Below are 18419 nucleotides of genomic sequence, written 5' to 3' on the forward strand. Positions count from 1 at the left end.
GAGCAGAGCTGCCTGCTGGTCGAAGCGTTTCGCCCGGAGGTGGTGAGCTTCCACTTCGGCCTGCCGCAGGCCGAACTGTTGCAGCGGGTAAAGGCCAGCGGTGCCAAGGTATTGTCCAGCGCCACGACTGTGGAAGAAGCGGTCTGGCTGGAGCGACATGGCTGCGATGCGATCATCGCCATGGGTTACGAAGCCGGTGGCCATCGCGGCATGTTCCTCAGCGAGGACATCACCAGCCAGATAGGCACCTTCGCGCTCGTACCGCAGGTGGCCGATGCCGTCGGCGTGCCGGTGATTGCTGCCGGTGGTATCGGCGACCACCGCGGGCTGGTGGCGGCACTGGCCCTGGGTGCCTCGGCAGTGCAGATCGGCACGGCTTACCTGTTCTGCCCCGAGGCCAAGGTGTCGCCAGCGCATCGCCGGGCGCTGGACAGCGCGCCTGCCAGCGACACCGCCCTGACCAACCTGTTCACCGGCCGCCCGGCGCGCGGCATCAACAATCGCCTCATGCGCGAGCTGGGGCCGATGAGCGAGCTTGCACCGCGCTTCCCGCTGGCGGGCGGGGCATTGATGCCTTTACGGGCAATCACCGATCCGCAGGGTAATAGTGATTTCAGCAATCTGTGGTCGGGGCAGGCGTTACGGCTGGGCCGGCACATGCCGGCGGGTGAACTGACCCGGGAGATTGCCGGTAAGGCATTGGCAGTGATCGGTCACCAGGCATTCTGACAGGCAGGCATGGCCTCTTCACGGCCAATGGTTTATCGCTATATAGTTAAGGCTATAACGATAACCTCAAGGAGCTGTCTTCATGCGTATCCGCTCGCCCCAGTTGGCCGTCACTGCCCTGGCCAGCCTGTTCGCCTTCAACACTGCCTGGGCCGACGAAGTCCAGGTCGCGGTCGCAGCCAACTTCACAGCCCCTATCCAGGCCATCGCCAAGGACTTCGAAAAAGACACCGGCCACAAACTGATCGCGGCCTACGGCGCCACCGGGCAGTTCTACGCGCAGATCAAGAACGGTGCACCGTTCGAAGTGTTCCTCGCCGCTGACGACACCACCCCCAAGAAGCTGGAAGCAGAAAAGGAAACCGTACCTGGCTCACGCTTTACCTACGCCATCGGCACCCTGGCCCTGTGGTCTGCGAAGGAAGGCTACGTAGATGCCAAGGGTGAAGTGCTGAAAAAGAACGAATACAAACACCTGTCCATCGCCAACCCGAAAGCGGCACCTTACGGCCTGGCCGCCACCCAGGTACTGGACAGGCTGAAGCTAACCGAAGCCACCAAAGGCAAGATCGTCGAAGGCCAGAGCATCACCCAGGCCTTCCAGTTCGTCTCCACCGGCAACGCCGAGCTGGGCTTTGTCGCCCTGTCGCAGATCTACAAGGACGGCAAGGTAACCCATGGCTCGGCATGGATCGTGCCGTCCAACCTGCACGAGCCGATCCGCCAGGACGCCGTCATCCTCAACAAAGGCAAGGACAATGCGGCCGCCAAGGCACTGGTCGAATACCTCAAAGGCCCGAAAGCCGCAGCGGTGATCAAATCTTATGGTTATGAACGCTGATGCCACTCGATGCCAGTGACCTGGGCGCCATCTGGCTGACCGTAAAACTGGCCAGCCTGACCACCCTGATCCTGCTGATCATCGGCACACCGGTCGCCTGGTGGCTCGCGCGCACGCGCTCTTGGCTGCGCGGGCCGGTGGGTGCGGTGGTGGCACTGCCGCTGGTACTGCCACCGACGGTGATCGGCTTTTACCTGTTGATCGCCCTTGGCCCGCACGGCTGGCTTGGTCAGGCCACCCAGGCGCTAGGCCTGGGCAGTGTGGTGTTCAGCTTCACAGGCCTGGTGATTGGCTCGACGGTGTACTCCATGCCGTTCGTGGTGCAACCCCTGCAGAATGCCTTTGGCGCGATCGGCCAGCGCCCCCTGGAAGTCGCCGCTACCCTGCGCGCCAGCCCATGGGACACTTTCGTTCATGTGGTGCTGCCGCTGGCACGCCCTGGCTTCGTCACTGCCAGCATCCTCGGCTTTGCCCACACGGTGGGCGAGTTTGGCGTCGTACTGATGATCGGCGGCAACATCCCCGACAAGACTCGCGTGGTTTCGGTGCAGATTTTCGATCACGTCGAAGCCATGGAGTATTCGCAAGCCCACTGGCTGGCCGGGGCCATGCTGGTGTTCTCTTTCCTGGTGCTGCTCCTGCTGTACGCTGGACGCCGCGGCAAAGCTGGCTGGAGCTGAAATGACCGCATCGATTGTGGCGCACCTGAAACTGGCACGCGACGACTTTACCCTGGACGTCAACCTGCACCTGCCCGGGCGCGGCATCAGCGCGCTGTTCGGCCACTCTGGCTCCGGCAAGACCAGCTGCCTGCGCTGCCTGGCCGGGCTGGAACGGGCCGCCAGCGCCTATATCGAAGTCAACGGCGAAGTCTGGGAAGACAGCACCCGTGGCTACTTCCAGGCACCGCACCTGCGCCCGGTGGGCTACGTGTTCCAGGAAGCCAGCCTGTTCCCGCACCTGTCGGTGCGCGGCAACCTGACGTTCGGCTGGCGCCGGGTAGCGCCCGCTGAACGCAAGGTCAGCCTCGACCAGGCGTGCCAACTGCTGGGTATCGGCCACTTGCTGGACCGCCGCCCGGCAACCCTGTCGGGTGGCGAGGCGCAGCGGGTGGGTATTGCCCGCGCCCTGCTCAGCAGCCCGCGGCTGTTGTTGATGGACGAGCCGCTGGCAGCCCTCGACGGCCCGCGCAAGCGCGAGATACTGCCCTTCCTGGAGCGCCTGCACGACGAACTGGACATCCCTCTGATATATGTCAGCCACGCCCAGGATGAAGTCGCGCGGCTGGCCGACCACCTGGTGTTGCTGGAACAAGGCCGGGCGATCGCCAGCGGCCCGATCGGCGAAACCCTGGCTCGCCTTGACCTGTCGCTGGCCCAGGGCGACGACGCCGGCGTCGTGTTCGAAGGTAGGGTGGTTGGGCACGACCCGCATTACGGCCTGCTGGACCTGCGCCTGCCCGGCAGCAGCGGGCCGCTGCTGCGCATCACCCACGCGGCGCAGGTGATGGGCAGCACCCTGCGCGTCAAGGTGCAGGCCCGGGATGTCAGCCTGGCACTGGCGGCGGACAGCGCATCGAGCATCCTCAACCGCCTGCCGGTGCGTGTGCGCGAGAGCTGCCCGGCAGCCAACCCGGCGCATGTGCTGGTCAGCCTGGATGCTGGCGGCAATGCCCTGCTTGCACGCATCACCCGCTTCTCGGCAGACCAGCTCGGTTTGCACACGGGGCAGATACTGTTCGCCCAGATCAAGTCGGTGGCCCTTTTGGGTTGAGCATCCTTAGCGCGCGTATTGTCCATTGATCAGTGACCTGATCGAGGCCCGCCGCCCATGCTTGACTGCCCCCTGCCGCGCACCCTGCACTACGTTGACGACAGTCAGCCGGGCCTGACCCGTCGGCGCTGGCGCGACCGTTTCATCTACCTGGATGCCGATGGCCAACGGGTACGCGACAGCGAAACCCTTGCGCGCATCGCCGCATTGGTGATCCCCCCGGCCTACACGGATGTGTGGATCTGCGCCGATCCGCAAGGCCACCTGCAAGCCACCGGCCGCGATGCCCGTGGCCGCAAGCAGTACCGCTACCACGCACAGTGGCGCGAACTGCGCGACCAGCACAAATACGGGCGCATGCTTGCGTTCGCCCAAGCCCTGCCAAAGCTGCGCACACAGCTGGAAGCCCACTTGGCGCGGCCAGGGCTGGACCGGGAAAAAGTCATGGCGCTGGTGGTGAGCCTGCTGGACCACACCCTGATCCGCATCGGCAACCAGCGCTACCTGCGCGATAACCGGTCGTACGGGTTAACCACCCTGCGCAATCGCCATGTGCAGGTCAAAGGCAGCACTATCCGCTTCCAGTTCCGCGGCAAGCGCGGCGTCGAACACAACGTCACCCTCAACGACCGGCGCTTGGCCAACCTACTCAAACGCTGCATGGAACTGCCTGGGCAGGCACTGTTTCAGTACCTGGATGAAGATGGCCAGCGCCATAGTGTCGGCTCCAGCGAGGTCAATCAGTTTCTGCAGCAGTTGACCGGTGCCGACTTTACTGCCAAGGACTATCGCACCTGGGCCGGCAGCAGCCTGGCATTGAACCTGCTAAAGCCCTTGGCCTGGGAGCCGGAGAGTGAAGCCAAACGTCAGGTCGCCGCAATAGTCCGCCAGGTAGCCACGCGCCTGGGCAATACGCCGGCAGTGTGCCGGCGCTGCTACATCCACCCGGCAGTTCTGGAGCACTATGCCTTGGGGCGCCTGGCCAATTTGCCGAAAAACCGTGTGCGCAAAGGCCTGGACCCGGAGGAAGTGGCCTTGCTGTTGTTTCTTCAGGCACTCGAGGAACAGGAGGACCATTGAGCTTGTCTATTCAGCCCATGATGCGAAGAAATTTCCCATTAGCCGCCAACCCCCCTATTCTTGCCAGCGAGCACCTTGGCCGACAAACCGTTGACGGTTTGATTTGGCACCTGCAACTGAAGACACGCAACAGAATTTGTCTGTCGGGGAATTACTATCCGCCGAAAGCGTCTTTAATGAGAAGGAAGAGGGACAAGCTCCCGCCGCCGCGGCAACTAGCCCAGCGGACTTATACATCACCAAGGAGAACTACATGCTGATACTCACCCGTAAGGTTGGCGAAAGCATCGTCATCAACGATGACATCAAAGTCACCATTCTGGGCGTCAAAGGGATGCAGGTGAGGATCGGTATCGATGCACCGAAAGATGTTCAGGTCCATCGAGAAGAGATCTTCAAACGCATCCAGGCCGGCAGCCCGGCTCCGGAGAAACACGAAGACTCACACTGAGCGTCACCCGAGGGGCATGGATGCGCTCGACCGCCAGCCTCAGGTGCCTATTAACTGATGCACCGTGGCGATCATCTCATCCATGTCGAACGGTTTGTCGAATATTGCGGCAAACAGGGCCGGGCATCCTTGGCTGGCCTGTGCGCCGCTCATGAGGATGACCGGCAACTCGCTTAACGCCGGGTCCTCGCGGATGGCACGCGCCAACTCCTCACCGTTGAGTAGCGGCATCATGTAGTCGGTAATCACCAGCTGCACGCGTTTTTCCTTCAACGCCTCCAGTGCTTTGCAGCCATTGCTCGCCTTTTCCACCAGGAAACCTTCGTCCTCCAGGGCAAACCCGAGGATATCGGCGATCAGGTATTCGTCATCGACAATCAGGATGGTGTTCATCGGCTCGTCCGTCACCCGCTCTCCTGCGGCGTCGGCGTTCCCGAAAGCACACCGCAGGCACCTTCGAACGCCTTGCGCAAGGTAATGCCTTGCGGCCCGATCAGCAGCTCGTGCAAGGCCGGGTCATGGTGACTGTCACGCACCTTGAGGACCGACAGCATGCGCCGTAGTTGCGAGTCCAGTTCGACAAAGCGCATCAGCATAAGGTTGTCGACGATACTCGACAGGTCCGGCGCGGGGGCGCTGATTTCCGCGCCGAAGATGTCGCGCATCTCCCAGGTCAGCATCACGCTGACATCGCGCGCGCGCAACTCACCCGCCAGCGCGCGGAAAAACGCATTTAGCCGCGTCGGGTCAATAGCCAGGCGGCTGAATGCGCCAAGGCTGTCGATCACCACGCGCTTGCTGCCCTGCGCCGCTACACGCTCCAGTAGTCGCGCGCCAACCTGGTCCAGCAAGCCCTCGGTGGTCGGCTGCCAGCACAGCTGCAAGCTACCGCCCTGCTCCATCGCGGCAAAATCGTAACCGAGCGAAGCGGCCTTGCTGCGCAGGCGTTCGGGTGTTTCGTAAAAACCGAAATGCAACCCCGGCGCCTGCGGGGTGCTGGCACCCAGAAAGGCCAGGCCCAATGATGTCTTGCCAATCCCCGAAGGCCCCATCAACAGGCTGACTGACCCGGTGGCCAAGCCACCGCCAAGCATTTCATCGAAAGTTGGTACGCCGCTGCTGATACGCGCCAAGGTGCCACTGCCCAATTGGCTGGGGTGGCTGAACAACGCTTCCAGGCGAGGATAGACCTGCATGCCGGACTCATCGATAAGGCATTCGTGACGCCCCGACAACGCACCACTGCCGCGGGTCTTGCGCAATTGGACATGGCGCACGGCGCGGCTGCCGACCAGTTGCTCACCCAGTTCGATCACACCATCGACCATGGTGTGTTCCGGGCTGCCCTCGTCGAGCCGGGCACTGGTCAGCAACAGTACGGTGCAACCGGCGAAGGCCGCATGCCCCTGCAGCTCAGAGACGAACTTCTTGGTGTCCAGTGCGGTTTCCGCACGTACCCGGGCATTGAGCACACCGTCGACGATCAGCAGGCTGGCCTGTTGCCGGGCAATTTCCTGGCGCAGCAACCGCACCACCGCATCCAGCCCGTCCTGCTCAAGGGTATCAAAGGCGCTGACGAACTGGATTTTGTCACCGACCAGCGCCGGGTCGAAGAAGTCCAGCGTGGACAGGTACTGGAACAAGCGTTCGTGCGACTCGCTCAGCAAAGTGGCCACCAGCACGCGACCACCGCCACGCACGTGGCCGCAGGCCAGCTGATTGGCGAGGATGGTCTTACCGGCCCCCGGCGGCCCCTGGATAATGTAGGAGGCGCCAGCTATCAGGCCACCCTTGAGCAACGCGTCGAGCCCGTCGATCCCCGTTACCAGCCGCTTCAGTGCCTGTGCCATGTTGTCTACCTGTCGAGTGGGCTATCCGTCTGGTCCTGATACATTGGCAAGTACAGTCGCATGCAAGTTCCCCGGCCAGGCTTGCTGTCGACACAAATGGCACCGCCACTTTGCCGGGCGAAACCATAGACCTGGCTGAGCCCCAGGCCTGTACCCTTGCCGAAAGGCTTGGTGGTGAAAAACGGCTCGAAGATACGCGGCAGTATCTCTGTGGGTATGCCTTCGCCGCTGTCTTCCACCTCGAAGCGCACGAAGCTGCCCTTCAGCCCTTCAACTTCGCCGAACAGCTCGACCACATCGACAGTCAGACTGATGCGGCCATGCCCGTCGATGGCATCACGGGCATTGAACAACAGGTTGAGCAACACCATCTGCAGTTGCCCGGCATCCACCTCGATCAACGGCAGGTCCGGTTGCAGCAACACCTTCAAGTCAATCGAGCCTGGCAATGCATGTTCAAGCAGGCCACGCGTAGCGTTAACCAGGTCTGCCGGGGCAACGCTGGCCACATCGAGCTTGCGGTGACGGGCAAAGCTGAGCAGTTGCTGGGTCAGTTCGGTGCCACGCTGACTGGCATCGAGGATGTGTTGCAACATGCGCTGGGTGCGTGCCGGGTCCTGGGTGGCCAGCGCCAGGCGCGCCGAGCTGATGATGATGGTCAACATGTTGTTGAAGTCGTGCGCCAGACCACCGGTCAACTGGCCGAGGGCTTCAAGCTTCTGCGCCTGGAACAGCTGGGCGCGCACTGCGTCGAGCTGCAGCGCCGACTCGCGACGGTCAGTGATATCGCGAGTCACCTTGGCCAGGCCAATGATCTGGCCATTTTCATCACGGATCACATCCAGTGCCGCCAAGGCCCAGAACTGCGTGCCGTCCTTGCGCACCCGCCAGCCTTCGTCCTGCGCCACACCCTGCTCCAGCGCCTGGCACAGCAGGCGCTCAGGGCGGCCATCCGCACAGTCCTGCGGCGTGAAAAACAACGAAAAGTGCTTACCGATCACTTCATCTCTACGGTAACCCTTGATCCGTTGCGCGCCTGCGTTCCACGACACCACATGGCCAGAAGGGTCGAGCATGTAGATGGCATAATCCACCACCGACTGAACCAGCTGTTCGTAACGATGGGCGGGCATGACGGAAGCGTCGAGGCAGTCAGCTGAAACCATGCAAACTCCACTGGCACAGCAGGAGGGAGGAAATGAGCGTAGCCCGGAGTGTCTGCCAGTAGACAGCTGAACGACTACAGGCAGTCAGCGTTCCGGCTCGGCCAGTGTCGGGCTGATGCATCGCGGCATGGCCACTTTCAGCAACCACAGGCTGAGCAGCATGATCATACCACCGCCGGCCAGGGCCAACATACGCTGCTGCTGTGAGTGCTCCGCATCGAAGCCCAGCAACAACAGATAACCGCCCAGGCTGATCAGGCTGATCAGGCTGATGTAAAGAAATGCAGCCAGCACGAGCACCTGCGCGAACAACAGCCGCCAGAATAACCGTGGACGCACCACACCTTCGCCAACTCGGCCCTGAGTCATCACGCTACACTCTTGGATCCAATGATGGGCAACAGTGGCGTAACGACAGCACGGTGTCAATTGCCGGTTCGATCACCCTTCTATCTGTTGATCATAGGCGCTGCAGTTGACTCAACTATAACAATGGGTTATAAAGCGCGCTTGATTGCGAAGCCCTTCTGCTTAGAAGCGAGCTGGTCGTTGCGACCCCTTCAAGCGTGCGAGTGTGGTGGAATTGGTATACACAGCAGACTTAAAATCTGTCGGCGTGAGCCTTGCGGGTTCGAGTCCCGCCACTCGCACCAAACTTCGTTGAAAAGGCGCCCTCGCGGCGCCTTTTTGCTGCCTGAGAGCAATGTCTGGCGCAGCTGCTAAAGTGGAGCTTGTCCCCGTCCACTGGAACGCCGCCATGCGCTACTCCCTGTTCGATGGTCAACGCGACATCATTATCCTGATCGCCCGCGTACTGCTGATGGTCCTCTTCATTCTGTCTGGGTGGGCCAAGCTGACCGGCTTCGATGGCACGGTAGGCTACATGACCTCGCTCGGCGCCCCTGCCCCGATGCTGGCAGCTGGGATTGCCGTCATCATGGAGTTCCTCGTCGCAATCCTGTTGATCCTCGGTTTCTACACACGGCCGTTGGCCTTTCTGTTCGCGCTGTTCGTGCTGGGCACGGCGCTGCTGGGCCACCCATTCTGGAACATGGTCGACCCCGAGCGCAGCGCCAACATGACTCAGTTTCTGAAAAACCTCAGCATCATGGGCGGCCTGCTGTTGCTCGCGGTAAGCGGGCCCGGGCGGTTCTCGGTGGATGGTCGCTGAGTCAGTCGTCGCAGTCGTCGAACCAGGCTGGGTGATCGCGCTCTTCGTCATCGAGGTCATCCAGCGTTTCCTCGTCTTCCTCCACTTCATCCTCGGCGCCTTGGGCATCTGCCTCGGGCTCCATGTCGTCATAGAGAAATTCGTGGTCAAGCAGGTGATCGTGCTCGGGTTCGTGCAGGTCGTCTTCGTCGCGCATGCTGGCTCCTGGGATAATGGCAGGCCTGTATAGGCTGATCAGGGTGCCGGGTCAATGCGTGGTCGCTTAATCCTGGGTTAACCGGACCGGCGCAACCTGCAGGCTCTCCCTTCAAACGTCTTTTGCCCGCCTTCCATGGCGGGCTTTTTTATGACCCTGCGCACTTCGTTGCAGATGATGACAGCCTCATGACCTGACCTTCACGAAATGTCGACATCCGGATGGGCACACTGGCCCTGCTCCGTATGTTCTTGCAGCCCGCCGCATCCTTGCCGCGGGCTTTTCTTTTTTCCGCAAAGGCCAGCCAGGCATACGCAGGTATGTTGTGGAAGCGCCCACCTTGACCATGACCTGAAGCAGTTTTGCCTGGCCCGGCAAGGTCTATGCTGTCCCGACGATAACCCAAGCTCACATCGGATAGACACGGAGGCTCTCATGAAAGCTGCTGTCGTTGCACCAGGCCGTCGCGTGGACGTGATAGAGAAAACCCTGCGCCCTCTCGAACACGGCGAAGCGCTGCTGAAGATGCAGTGCTGCGGTGTGTGCCACACCGACCTGCACGTCAAAAATGGCGACTTTGGTGACAAGACCGGGGTAGTACTGGGCCACGAAGGTATTGGCGTGGTCCAGGAAGTTGGCCCGGGCGTCACCTCGCTCAAGCCAGGCGACCGAGCCAGCGTTGCCTGGTTCTACCAGGGTTGCGGACATTGCGAATACTGCAACAGCGGCAACGAGACCCTGTGCCGCGACGTGAAGAATTCCGGTTACACCGTGGACGGCGGCATGGCCGAGGCCTGCATCGTCAAGGCCGACTACTCGGTTAAAGTGCCCGACGGCCTCGACTCCGCTGCCGCCAGCAGCATTACCTGCGCCGGCGTCACGACCTACAAGGCAGTGAAAATCTCCAACGTCCGCCCCGGCCAATGGATCGCCATCTACGGGCTCGGCGGCCTGGGCAACCTGGCCCTGCAATATGCCAAGAATGTGTTCAACGCCAAAGTCATCGCCATCGACGTCAACGAAGAGCAACTGCGCTTCGCCAGCGAGATGGGCGCGGACCTGGTCGTCAACCCGCTCAACGAAGACGCCGCGAAGGTCATCCAGGCCAAGACCGGTGGCGCACATGCTGCCGTCGTTACTGCCGTGGCCAAAGGCGCGTTCAACTCAGCCGTCGATGCCTTGCGCGCTGGCGGGCGACTGGTGGCCGTCGGGCTTCCGTCGGAGTCCATGGACCTGAATATTCCCCGCCTGGTGCTTGATGGGATCGAAGTGGTGGGCTCGCTGGTAGGTACACGCCAGGACCTGCAGGAAGCCTTCCAGTTTGCCGCTGAAGGCAAAGTGGTGCCCAAGGTGACGCTGCGACCGATCGAGGATATCAACCAGATCTTTGACGAGATGCTGGAGGGCAAGATCAAAGGCCGGATGGTGATACAGTTCGAAGGCTGACAGGCCGAGCCAGGCCATGTGGAACCACAGCAGAGCCCGTAGATGAACATCTTCGGGCTTTCTGCTTTCTCAATTGTCAAAGGAACAGACCGTGACCGTAGACTGGCACGCCGGGCCGATCACCCGTACAACTCCACTGGACAAGCATTACCGCAACACGCAGAAGGTTCGTCAGTTTCTACTCAGCGAGTGCGGGGCAGCATTCAAGTTCGACCGAGGATTCATGCTTTGGATCAAGAGTGGCACCCCATCAACCATGGGTGACGTCGCGGACGAATGGCTACGGAGGTATGGTTGACACTCTGTCTCTGACGGCTGCAGGCAGGCCTTGGCTGCAGCCGTTGCCTTCAGCATCTTGTCCAACGATTCAACCATGCTGGAATAATCCATTTCCTGACTCCCTCGATGGTGGAATTGGCTTGAGTTCAATCCTAGACTGCGAACATTTCAATATTTGATGAGGAAACTTGGAAATATCACTCATCCTTCATGCTGAAGACCGACGCCCGCTAGGTGTGGTTCAAGAAAAGTGCTCAACCTGCAAGGGCGAGCCTGTGCATATGAGGAAATCGGTATGTCCATTCGAAGCTTGGCGAAGCACGTGCCGCCGGACCCTTCGCGGGAAGGCTGGGTCATCGGATGGGGGGTCCTGAGAGACCGACACCCATGGCATTTTGTCGACGTTTATGCTGACCAGAAAACGGCCATGGCAGAGGCGCAGCGCAGAGGAGACGGCTACGTGGTGGAATTCGGCTCGCACCGCTTGGGGACGCATGAATTTATCTGCGGTGTAACCTTACCTGAAGGCTGACGCTCGATCGAAAAGGGTCATGGACAGGACTTCAGGGAATTATCTGCCCATTGGCAATAGCACTGGCTTCGAGCTTGGCGCGCTCCGCGTCCAGAAAAACATAAGCGGCTTGTAGCGTGGTGATCTTCGTTTGAATCTCGGCCATCTTGGCGGCGACCAAGACGGCGCCTTGCGCGCAATCGATCGTGTTCCCCCGCCTGGCCACAAGAATGTCCCCAATCTCAGCAAGTGAAAAGCCTCCGCCCTGGGCACTCTGTATGAAAGCCAAGTCAGCAACGGTCTGTTCACTGTAACTGCGATAGTTGTTGGCTTGTCGGTGTGGCTCGATAAGCCCGAGCTGTTCGTAATAGCGCAATGTATGGCGGCTGAGCCCACTCCGGCGCTCCAACTCTCCAATATTCACGTTAAAAATCCTTGACTGTAGAGCAGGCTCTACACCTTAGCCTGCGCCCATCATCCAAACAAGGGTTCAAACATGAGTGTGGAATGCTTTGTCACCGGCGGCAGCGGCTTTGTGGGGCAACATTTGCTGGCCGCTCTTACTGCGCAAGGGCACAAGACCTGGGTGCTGATGCGCAGCCCCGGTAACATCGAACGCCTCAAGGAGCAGGTAGGCCAACTGGGGGGTAACCCTGAGTATATCCATGCCGTTGAAGGCGATATCAGCCAGGAGGGGCTTGGCCTCAGCGAAGCAGACAAAGAACGCGTCACTTCGGCCGCTGTATTTTTCCATCTCGCGGCGCAATTTTCCTGGGGGCTGACAGCGGAGCGCGCCCGCACAGTCAATGTCCAAGGTGCTCTGAGCGTGGCCAGGCTTGCGGCCAGCCAGCGCATCCGATTGCTCATGGTAGGCGGCTTCATGCTGCAAAACCTCAACCACCTTGCCAGTATCGGGGTTGATATTCAGTGCCCTGAAAACACCAACTGGCCCGCGGTCTACGCCCGTGTAGGCGGCTACGAAGGCAGCAAACTCGAGTCCCATTTTGCAGTCATCCGCTATATGCAAGACGCGGATGCGGATTACACGATTGTTCACCCTGCTACGGTGTGCGGCCACAGCGAGAACGGGCATATCCTGGACGGACAACCGCTTGCCGAACTCATTCGCAATCTGGCACAAGGCCGGTTCAAAGCTATTCCCGGTTCCGCCAGTCACTGGTTGCCATTGGTCAGCGTCGATTATCTGGTGAACATGATAACTTGCGTGGCGTTCGACCCCTCCATGGCCAACCGGCAAGTTCTGGCGCTGTATGAGCGAACACCGAACTTGCAGGGAATGCTTGGGCAGATCGCAGACACGCTAAAGATCAAGGCACCCCGCCGCCATATACCCATAGGGTTGCTCAGGTCGATATTGACGATTCCGGGACTGGCGACCCGCTTGGCGATCAGCGCCGAGTCATTGAACTTTATTCAGACGCAGCGCTTCGACATGGGAAACAGCAGGCAATTGGAGCGCAAGTACCAGTTTACGCATCCCGACATGACACAAGCCCTGGAAAACACGGTGCGCTATGTCAACGGCTCCTTGATGAAAGAATCCAAAAGTGGGGGCGCTGGCCAGCGAGGATGACGGGCCAGGCTGATGATGCCCACTCTGTCGGATAGCTGGAAGTGTGGCGACGCAGGCATTTCACGCACTGCGTCTTCGCTGATGACAGTAAGTCGCCGCTCGACCTCCGGCGCTGCGCGCCTCTGCTATTTCGAGGCAGCCAGAAAGCCTGCCGCAGGCGCACCTTCAGCGGCGACACGTCGGGCTCGGCCAACGCCCCACGCCAGTGCCCTGGTCATCGACTCGCCAGGGCGAGAATCGAAGGCCTCCTCGAGGATAGCCATGCCACCAGGGGCGTACACCCCGATGAACATCTGCGTTTTGCCTGTCCGCGACAGCCGCGTCTGAACGTCAATGTATGTCCCATCGTCGAGTGTCTCGTCGTGAGTTCGGTGATGAAGCGTCGGGTCAGCCCAGGCCCAGAAAACATCACCGCGTATTCTCATGAGACGCTCCTACGACTTTAGTTGTAGTCAGGTGGTTTATTGCCACCATAGCGAACGTGCAGTTTTACGCAAATTCGTCTGACTCATCTGTGAGCTGAATCGGACAATCGGCTATTCAGCAGCCCCGCCAGAGACTCAGCGCTTGTCGTGAAGCTCCGGCGGCCATGCGAAGAGATCAGTTAACCATTCGCCGCTCCCGGCCAGCCGGCTTGATGCAAGGCTTTGAGCAGCGTCTCACAATCCAGTCCCGGTACTGCATGGCCGTTGCCTTCGGCGGTGTCAGCGGCTAGTAAGGCGTTGATGATGGCTTCTTCCACCGCTTCGGTGGCGGCAAGAAACAACTCGCTGATATGGTCGTTGTTGACCATGCTAAGGTTGTCGGTGGTCGGCGCGCGCTTACTTTCGTAAGCTGCCGGCGGCACATGATTACCGGTGGAGAAGGCGATGAAAATGTCACCGCTGTGGTCTTCGTTACCACCACCGGTGCGGGCGAGACCGATGCTGGCGCGTTGTGCCAGGCGCGTACATTGGTGTGGCAGCAACGGCGCATCGGTGGCCAGGCAAACGACTATCGAACCCATGCCCGGGTGCGGCAGCGAAGCCTTAAGGAACGGGGAGTCAGCCTGTTCCATGTAGCGTCCCACCGGATAGCCGTCGACGCGCAGTTCGTTACGGATGCCGTGGTTCGCCTGGACAATGGCGCCAACAGTCCAACTGCCCTGAGTGCTACTCAGGCGCCGCGATGCAGTGCCGATACCGCCCTTGAATTCGTGGCAGATCATGCCGCTGCCACCACCGACCGCGCCCTCGATAACGGGCCCAATTACAGCATTACTCAGGGCTTCGGCCACATGCTCGTGCTTCACATGAAAACCGTTGATGTCGTTGAGCAGCCCGTCATAGGTCTCCAGCACCACCGGCATGTTCCAGTAGATACGGCCGTCATCCGGTTGTTGTTCACGGTCCAGCACAATCAGTGCATCGCGCACCACACCCAGGCTGTGGGTGTTGGTGAAGGCGATGGGACTGGTCAAAAGACCCGCTTCGCGAATCCACTCCAGACCGGTTGCGTCGCCGTTGCCGTTCAACACATGGACGCCGGCAAAGCACGGTTGCTGGCTGGTGGAACCGACACGCGGCTCGATGATTGTTACCCCAGTCAGGATGTCGCGGCCGTTGGCGGTGCGTCCTCGCACATTGCTGTGACCGACCCGAACGCCCGGCACATCGGTGATGGCGTTGAGGGGACCGGGTTGCAGTTGGCCGAACTGAATATTCAGGTCACGGGCACGTGGCTTCATCGTGTCTTTCATGATCTCTCGCTCTTGTTTTGGTTTGTTTCATGACTGGGGTTTGGTCAATCATCAGCAGAACCGGGTCTGCCAATTAATTGCCGGTCTTGACTGTGTTCCACGCACGGGTCCGAATGCGCTCCAGCTTCAGCGGCAGTGGCTCCAGGGGGAAAAGCGTGGACAGCACATCCTTGGACGGATATACCCCAGGATTGTCGCGGATCTTCTTCTCTACAAGCGCAGTGGCATCCTTGTTCGCGTTCGGATAGCTCAGGTAGTTGGATGACTCAGCAATGACATCGGGGCGCAACATGTAGTTGATGAAGGCCAACCCTTGCTCCGGGTTCGGCGCATCGTTGAGCTGCACCATACTTTCCACCCACACCGGGGCACCTTCGCGTGGAATGCTGTAGACAAGGTTTCGATGGTTGCCAGCCAACTCGGAGGCTTTCTGCGCGTCGGAGACACCGCCCGCCCAGCCCAGCACGACGCAGACGTTGCCATTGGCGAGATCAGAGATGAACTTGGAAGAATCGAAGTAGGCAATATGGGGGCGCAGCTTCAGCAGCAGTTCCTGAGCTTTTTTGTAATCGTCCGGGTTATGGCTGTTGTATGGCAGTCCAAGGTAGTGCAGTGCGATGGGAATAACCTCGCCAGGCGCGTCCAGCATGGCCACACCGCATTGACGGAGTTTGGCTAGATTTTCTTCCTTGAAAATCAAGTCCCAGGAATTGACTGGCGCATCGGGGCCGAGTAGTGACTTAACCTTGTCCGCGTCATAGCCGATGCCAGTGGTCCCCCACAAATAAGGGGCCGCGTAGCTGTTTCCGGGATCATTGCTCTGCAACTTGGCGAGGACGTCGGGATCGAGATGGGACCAGTTGGGTAACTTGGAGCGATCCAGTCTTTTCAGCACGCCGGCTTTGATCAGGTTCGGTAGCAGGTCGGCACTGGCAACCACAACGTCATAACCACTGCGGCCAGCCATCAGTTTGCTTTGCATGACCTCACTGTTGTCGAACACGTCGTACACCGCGCTGACGCCTGCTTCTTTCTGGAAGTCTTTCACCGTGTTCGGGGCAATGTAGTCATACCAGTTGTAGATATGGACACTTGGCTTTTGAGCGTCACCGGCCTCGGCGCAAACCACGCCAAAACTGAACAGAGAGACCAGCGCGAATTGCATGTAACGAATCCGTTTCATGGGGATGCTCCGGAGCGTTAGCGCTGAGTCCAGAGACACGAGCACTGCTCCTGCTAGTTTGTGAATTACTGTTGTGGCAGGGTCGAAACAGGCGTTAAGACGGAACAATCGTTGTGTTGCAGTTGCGCCCCACAACTGATTCAGGGGATCAGGAGTTCACGTCGACTATCATCATGCTCACTCTGCTCGCCGGTCAGGAACAAGCGGCGGTCACTGAGGTAGTCATATTCGTGGCGGGCGGTGCGCAGCAGGCCGAGATCTAATTCCACCACCTGCCGACACTCTGCGCGGCCCGCTTCGAACAGCGTGCGCCCGAAGGGATCGATAGCGGCGCTGCCGCCGGCAAAAACGAGCCCTTCGTCGCCGTCGCCCACCCGATTGACCATCACCGCGAATGCCTGGTTTTCCTGAGCGCGAGCCATGATTGCAGTGCGGTGGACAGGGCCGTAAGGATCCATGTTACCGTTAGTGACCAATATGAGCTCGGCGCCGAGTTGGCCGAGCGCCCGAGCACTTTCCGGAAACTCAATGTCGTAGCAAATCAGGATACCGACACGGATGCCCTTCCACAGTGCGGTGACATAGCGGTCTCCTTGTTGGAACAATCCGCGCTCCGACGGCCAAAGGTGAGTTTTGCGATAACTCAATGCGATCCCTTGCGGGGTGACCAGCAAGGAGGTGTTGTAAACGGTGCCGGAGTCGTTCTCAGCCAGACCAATCACCGCTGAGACGTTTCGTTCGTGTACGGCGCGTTGCACGGCCTGCACACTCGGCCCGTTAACGGGCTCGGCGATTTCGGCGAGCTGTTGGGCGCTGGCAAATCCCATCAGCTGGGTCTCTGGGAAAATCAGCAGATCGGTATCCACGGCGCAGGTAGCGATGGCCTGCAATGTACGTTCCAGGTTATAAGCGGTATCGCCATCGCGACCGGAGAGTTGTACAAGTTCAATCTTCATCGGTGATCCTTTCACGTGTATGTTGGCTCAATCGCCAAACTGAACAGCACCCGCCAGGGCTGAAACGAAGTATGGAGAGCCATAAAACGGAAAGTAATTACTTCGATGGGGTAACCCCGTATGGGTAGAAACGGGAGCATTACACTGCAGGACATGGCCTGGCACCAGGCCATCGGCAGACTAATCGAGGCACTTGACCGCCCTAATTTCTGGCTGGCTCTGGTGCGTCAACTGGATAGATACATTCCGGTAGACAGTTGGGTCGTACTGATATTCAGCAATGGTCGCCCGCAGGTGCTCGCAGAATGCCCAGGCAAGGATGGCGGGCCAGATCCGCTTTTTCAGGACTACCTCAAAGGCCTGTATCTGCTCGACCCCTTTTATCTCGCCAACCGGGAAGCACCGCAGAGCGGTTTGTTTTGGCTAGCCGACGTGGCGCCGGAGTGCTTCGAGCAAACCGACTATTACCAACGCTACTTCCGCCTCAATGTCGTTGCCGACGAAGCACATATCAACGTCCAGCTCGACACGGAGCGCACCCTCAGCCTCTCGCTGGGAAGTGAGTGTCTCTTCAGTGCAGAGCAGACCGCCCTACTCACTCTCATCCAGTCCTGGGTTGCCGCCCTGATGCGTCAGCGCATGGCATTCGAGCGGGAAGCGCTGGAGCAGAACACGTCGTCGGCACCCAGCTGGCAGAGCTGGCTGGACTCTACTGACCAGCAGTTGGATACGCCGCTTTCCGCCCGTGAACTGGAAGTTGGCCGGCTTATGCTTAGCGGCTGCTCGAACAAGGAGATCGCGCGCAAGCTGGCGATTTCCGCAGAGACTGTGAAGGTCCATCGCAAGCACATGTACAGCAAACTCGGCATTAAATCTCAGTCCGAGCTGTTCTCATTATTTTTGAACGCACAGAACTGAACTCGTTTTCTCATGATGGCTTCAAGTTCTAAGACAATCGGCCTCGTTGCGCTCCACAGGCCCGGCGGCGCAACTCAATGTTGGCCAGGCGCCGGGCCTGGTAAGGGCCGCTGACGTAGGAGAACGACAGGGTTTCTGCCGCCTCACCACGCTCAGCAATCACCCAATCACTGATCGAAACCTCGGGGTAAGACCGGTAAGCGACTGAGGATCGTCCTGGAAATGAAAGGAGTGAGGAACAACCTAAGCCTGCTGCTCGATAAGGTCACGCGACACACCAGCCAGCACCTTTCGCCGTTCTTCATCCAGTTCCGCGATATCCGACCGAAGGCCGCATCAGAGATCAACGACCTTAGCGAGGCAAGCGTACTGCCGGGCCACTCGAAAGAGGGAATTACTGAGCGTGATTACCGACGCGTCGGCCCGATCGCAAAGCCCTCGGAAGGCTGAAGTTTCAGAACTCCACCCCGAAAGTTTCGGAACTCGTGGCTTTTTTCGACCCACAAAGAAAAACCCCGCAGACGTTAATCTGCGGGG

At 59.7% G+C, this 18419-nt stretch carries 23 protein-coding genes and 1 tRNA gene; 14 read left to right on the forward strand and 10 right to left on the reverse strand.

Translation table 11 applies throughout. The annotated features are described in order from the left end of the window. From N5D53_RS03805 to csrA, 6 genes are all read left to right on the forward strand, one after another. Nucleotides 1-729, forward strand: a 729-nt coding sequence (locus N5D53_RS03805; RefSeq protein ID WP_279839945.1) for a nitronate monooxygenase family protein, incomplete at its 5' end; no start/stop codon positions are given. Nucleotides 730-811: 82 nt separating this feature from the next. Continuing rightward, complete coding sequence (gene modA / locus N5D53_RS03810; protein ID WP_104961375.1) at nucleotides 812-1570, forward strand: molybdate ABC transporter substrate-binding protein; 759 nt, start codon at nucleotides 812-814, stop codon at nucleotides 1568-1570. Then, the gene (modB, locus tag N5D53_RS03815) at nucleotides 1570-2250 is read left to right on the forward strand and encodes a molybdate ABC transporter permease subunit (RefSeq protein WP_010954656.1); all 681 of its coding nucleotides are present in this window, start codon (nucleotides 1570-1572) and stop codon (nucleotides 2248-2250) included. The genes modA and modB overlap by 1 nt, the downstream gene beginning before the upstream one ends. Before the next feature lies 1 nt (nucleotide 2251). Beyond that, on the forward strand, nucleotides 2252-3343 hold the full coding sequence (gene modC / locus N5D53_RS03820; protein WP_064492599.1) for a molybdenum ABC transporter ATP-binding protein: 1092 nt from the start codon (nucleotides 2252-2254) through the stop codon (nucleotides 3341-3343). Between the two features lie 57 nt (nucleotides 3344-3400). Next, entirely contained in the window at nucleotides 3401-4423 is a 1023-nt protein-coding gene (locus N5D53_RS03825; RefSeq protein ID WP_010954658.1) for a DNA topoisomerase IB, read from the forward strand. A gap of 253 nt (nucleotides 4424-4676) precedes the next feature. After that, complete coding sequence (gene csrA / locus N5D53_RS03830; RefSeq protein WP_012051904.1) at nucleotides 4677-4874, forward strand: carbon storage regulator CsrA; 198 nt, start codon at nucleotides 4677-4679, stop codon at nucleotides 4872-4874. 39 nt (nucleotides 4875-4913) lie between these two features. On the opposite strand, the gene N5D53_RS03835 is transcribed toward csrA, so the two are convergent. From N5D53_RS03835 to N5D53_RS03850, 4 genes are all read right to left on the reverse strand, one after another. Beyond that, a complete protein-coding gene (locus N5D53_RS03835) occupies nucleotides 4914-5267 on the reverse strand; it encodes a response regulator (protein ID WP_010954660.1) in 354 nt (117 codons plus the stop codon). Nucleotides 5268-5278: 11 nt separating this feature from the next. Continuing rightward, on the reverse strand, nucleotides 5279-6724 hold the full coding sequence (locus N5D53_RS03840) for an ATPase domain-containing protein (RefSeq protein WP_104961374.1): 1446 nt from the start codon (nucleotides 6722-6724) through the stop codon (nucleotides 5279-5281). A 5-nt stretch (nucleotides 6725-6729) separates the two neighbouring features. Then, nucleotides 6730-7890: a PAS domain-containing sensor histidine kinase gene (locus tag N5D53_RS03845; protein WP_104961373.1), complete on the reverse strand. Its 1161-nt coding sequence runs from the start codon at nucleotides 7888-7890 to the stop codon at nucleotides 6730-6732. Nucleotides 7891-7974: 84 nt separating this feature from the next. Further along, nucleotides 7975-8259 carry a hypothetical protein gene (locus N5D53_RS03850; RefSeq protein ID WP_190869479.1) on the reverse strand — a complete coding sequence of 95 codons (285 nt, stop codon included), beginning with the start codon at nucleotides 8257-8259 and terminating at the stop codon, nucleotides 7975-7977. 199 nt (nucleotides 8260-8458) lie between these two features. Here N5D53_RS03850 and N5D53_RS03855 point away from each other — a divergent pair. Then, a tRNA-Leu gene (locus tag N5D53_RS03855) sits at nucleotides 8459-8543 on the forward strand. Between the two features lie 104 nt (nucleotides 8544-8647). Then, nucleotides 8648-9061 carry a DoxX family protein gene (locus N5D53_RS03860; protein WP_104961341.1) on the forward strand — a complete coding sequence of 138 codons (414 nt, stop codon included), beginning with the start codon at nucleotides 8648-8650 and terminating at the stop codon, nucleotides 9059-9061. A 1-nt stretch (nucleotide 9062) separates the two neighbouring features. Here N5D53_RS03860 and N5D53_RS03865 read toward each other — a convergent pair whose 3' ends face one another. After that, nucleotides 9063-9257: a hypothetical protein gene (locus N5D53_RS03865; protein WP_020191346.1), complete on the reverse strand. Its 195-nt coding sequence runs from the start codon at nucleotides 9255-9257 to the stop codon at nucleotides 9063-9065. Between the two features lie 435 nt (nucleotides 9258-9692). On the opposite strand from N5D53_RS03865, the gene adhP reads away from it, so the two are divergent. From adhP to N5D53_RS03880, 3 genes are all read left to right on the forward strand, one after another. Beyond that, nucleotides 9693-10703, forward strand: coding sequence for an alcohol dehydrogenase AdhP (gene adhP, locus N5D53_RS03870; protein ID WP_064492604.1), 1011 nt, complete (start codon nucleotides 9693-9695; stop codon nucleotides 10701-10703). 91 nt (nucleotides 10704-10794) lie between these two features. Beyond that, on the forward strand, nucleotides 10795-11001 hold the full coding sequence (locus N5D53_RS03875) for a DUF6434 domain-containing protein (RefSeq protein WP_019438758.1): 207 nt from the start codon (nucleotides 10795-10797) through the stop codon (nucleotides 10999-11001). A gap of 276 nt (nucleotides 11002-11277) precedes the next feature. Then, nucleotides 11278-11514, forward strand: coding sequence for a hypothetical protein (locus N5D53_RS03880; RefSeq protein WP_223843538.1), 237 nt, complete (start codon nucleotides 11278-11280; stop codon nucleotides 11512-11514). 31 nt (nucleotides 11515-11545) lie between these two features. Here N5D53_RS03880 and N5D53_RS03885 read toward each other — a convergent pair whose 3' ends face one another. Beyond that, entirely contained in the window at nucleotides 11546-11917 is a 372-nt protein-coding gene (locus N5D53_RS03885) for a MerR family transcriptional regulator (protein WP_076402891.1), read from the reverse strand. Between the two features lie 72 nt (nucleotides 11918-11989). Between N5D53_RS03885 and N5D53_RS03890 the strand changes: the two genes are divergently transcribed. Continuing rightward, on the forward strand, nucleotides 11990-13087 hold the full coding sequence (locus N5D53_RS03890) for an SDR family oxidoreductase (RefSeq protein ID WP_190869480.1): 1098 nt from the start codon (nucleotides 11990-11992) through the stop codon (nucleotides 13085-13087). 125 nt (nucleotides 13088-13212) lie between these two features. On the opposite strand, the gene N5D53_RS03895 is transcribed toward N5D53_RS03890, so the two are convergent. The 4 genes from N5D53_RS03895 to N5D53_RS03910 all read right to left on the reverse strand — a co-directional run bounded on the left by N5D53_RS03895 (nucleotide 13213) and on the right by N5D53_RS03910 (nucleotide 16964). Next, the gene (locus N5D53_RS03895; protein ID WP_010954670.1) at nucleotides 13213-13512 is read right to left on the reverse strand and encodes a hypothetical protein; all 300 of its coding nucleotides are present in this window, start codon (nucleotides 13510-13512) and stop codon (nucleotides 13213-13215) included. A 179-nt stretch (nucleotides 13513-13691) separates the two neighbouring features. Continuing rightward, a complete protein-coding gene (locus N5D53_RS03900) occupies nucleotides 13692-14813 on the reverse strand; it encodes a P1 family peptidase (protein ID WP_049587969.1) in 1122 nt (373 codons plus the stop codon). Nucleotides 14814-14898: 85 nt separating this feature from the next. Then, nucleotides 14899-16008 carry a polyamine ABC transporter substrate-binding protein gene (locus N5D53_RS03905; protein ID WP_064492608.1) on the reverse strand — a complete coding sequence of 370 codons (1110 nt, stop codon included), beginning with the start codon at nucleotides 16006-16008 and terminating at the stop codon, nucleotides 14899-14901. Between the two features lie 140 nt (nucleotides 16009-16148). Next, nucleotides 16149-16964 (reverse strand): carbon-nitrogen hydrolase family protein, encoded by an 816-nt coding sequence (locus N5D53_RS03910; RefSeq protein ID WP_064492609.1) that lies wholly within the window; start codon nucleotides 16962-16964, stop codon nucleotides 16149-16151. Nucleotides 16965-17084: 120 nt separating this feature from the next. Between N5D53_RS03910 and N5D53_RS03915 the strand changes: the two genes are divergently transcribed. After that, the gene (locus N5D53_RS03915) at nucleotides 17085-17882 is read left to right on the forward strand and encodes a LuxR C-terminal-related transcriptional regulator (protein WP_064492610.1); all 798 of its coding nucleotides are present in this window, start codon (nucleotides 17085-17087) and stop codon (nucleotides 17880-17882) included. Nucleotides 17883-18104: 222 nt separating this feature from the next. After that, nucleotides 18105-18332: a hypothetical protein gene (locus tag N5D53_RS03920; RefSeq protein ID WP_223843539.1), complete on the forward strand. Its 228-nt coding sequence runs from the start codon at nucleotides 18105-18107 to the stop codon at nucleotides 18330-18332. The last annotated feature ends 87 nt before the right edge of the window (nucleotides 18333-18419 follow it).

Source organism: Pseudomonas sp. GD03862 (genome assembly GCF_029840855.1).
Lineage (GTDB): Bacteria > Pseudomonadota > Gammaproteobacteria > Pseudomonadales > Pseudomonadaceae > Aquipseudomonas > Aquipseudomonas alloputida.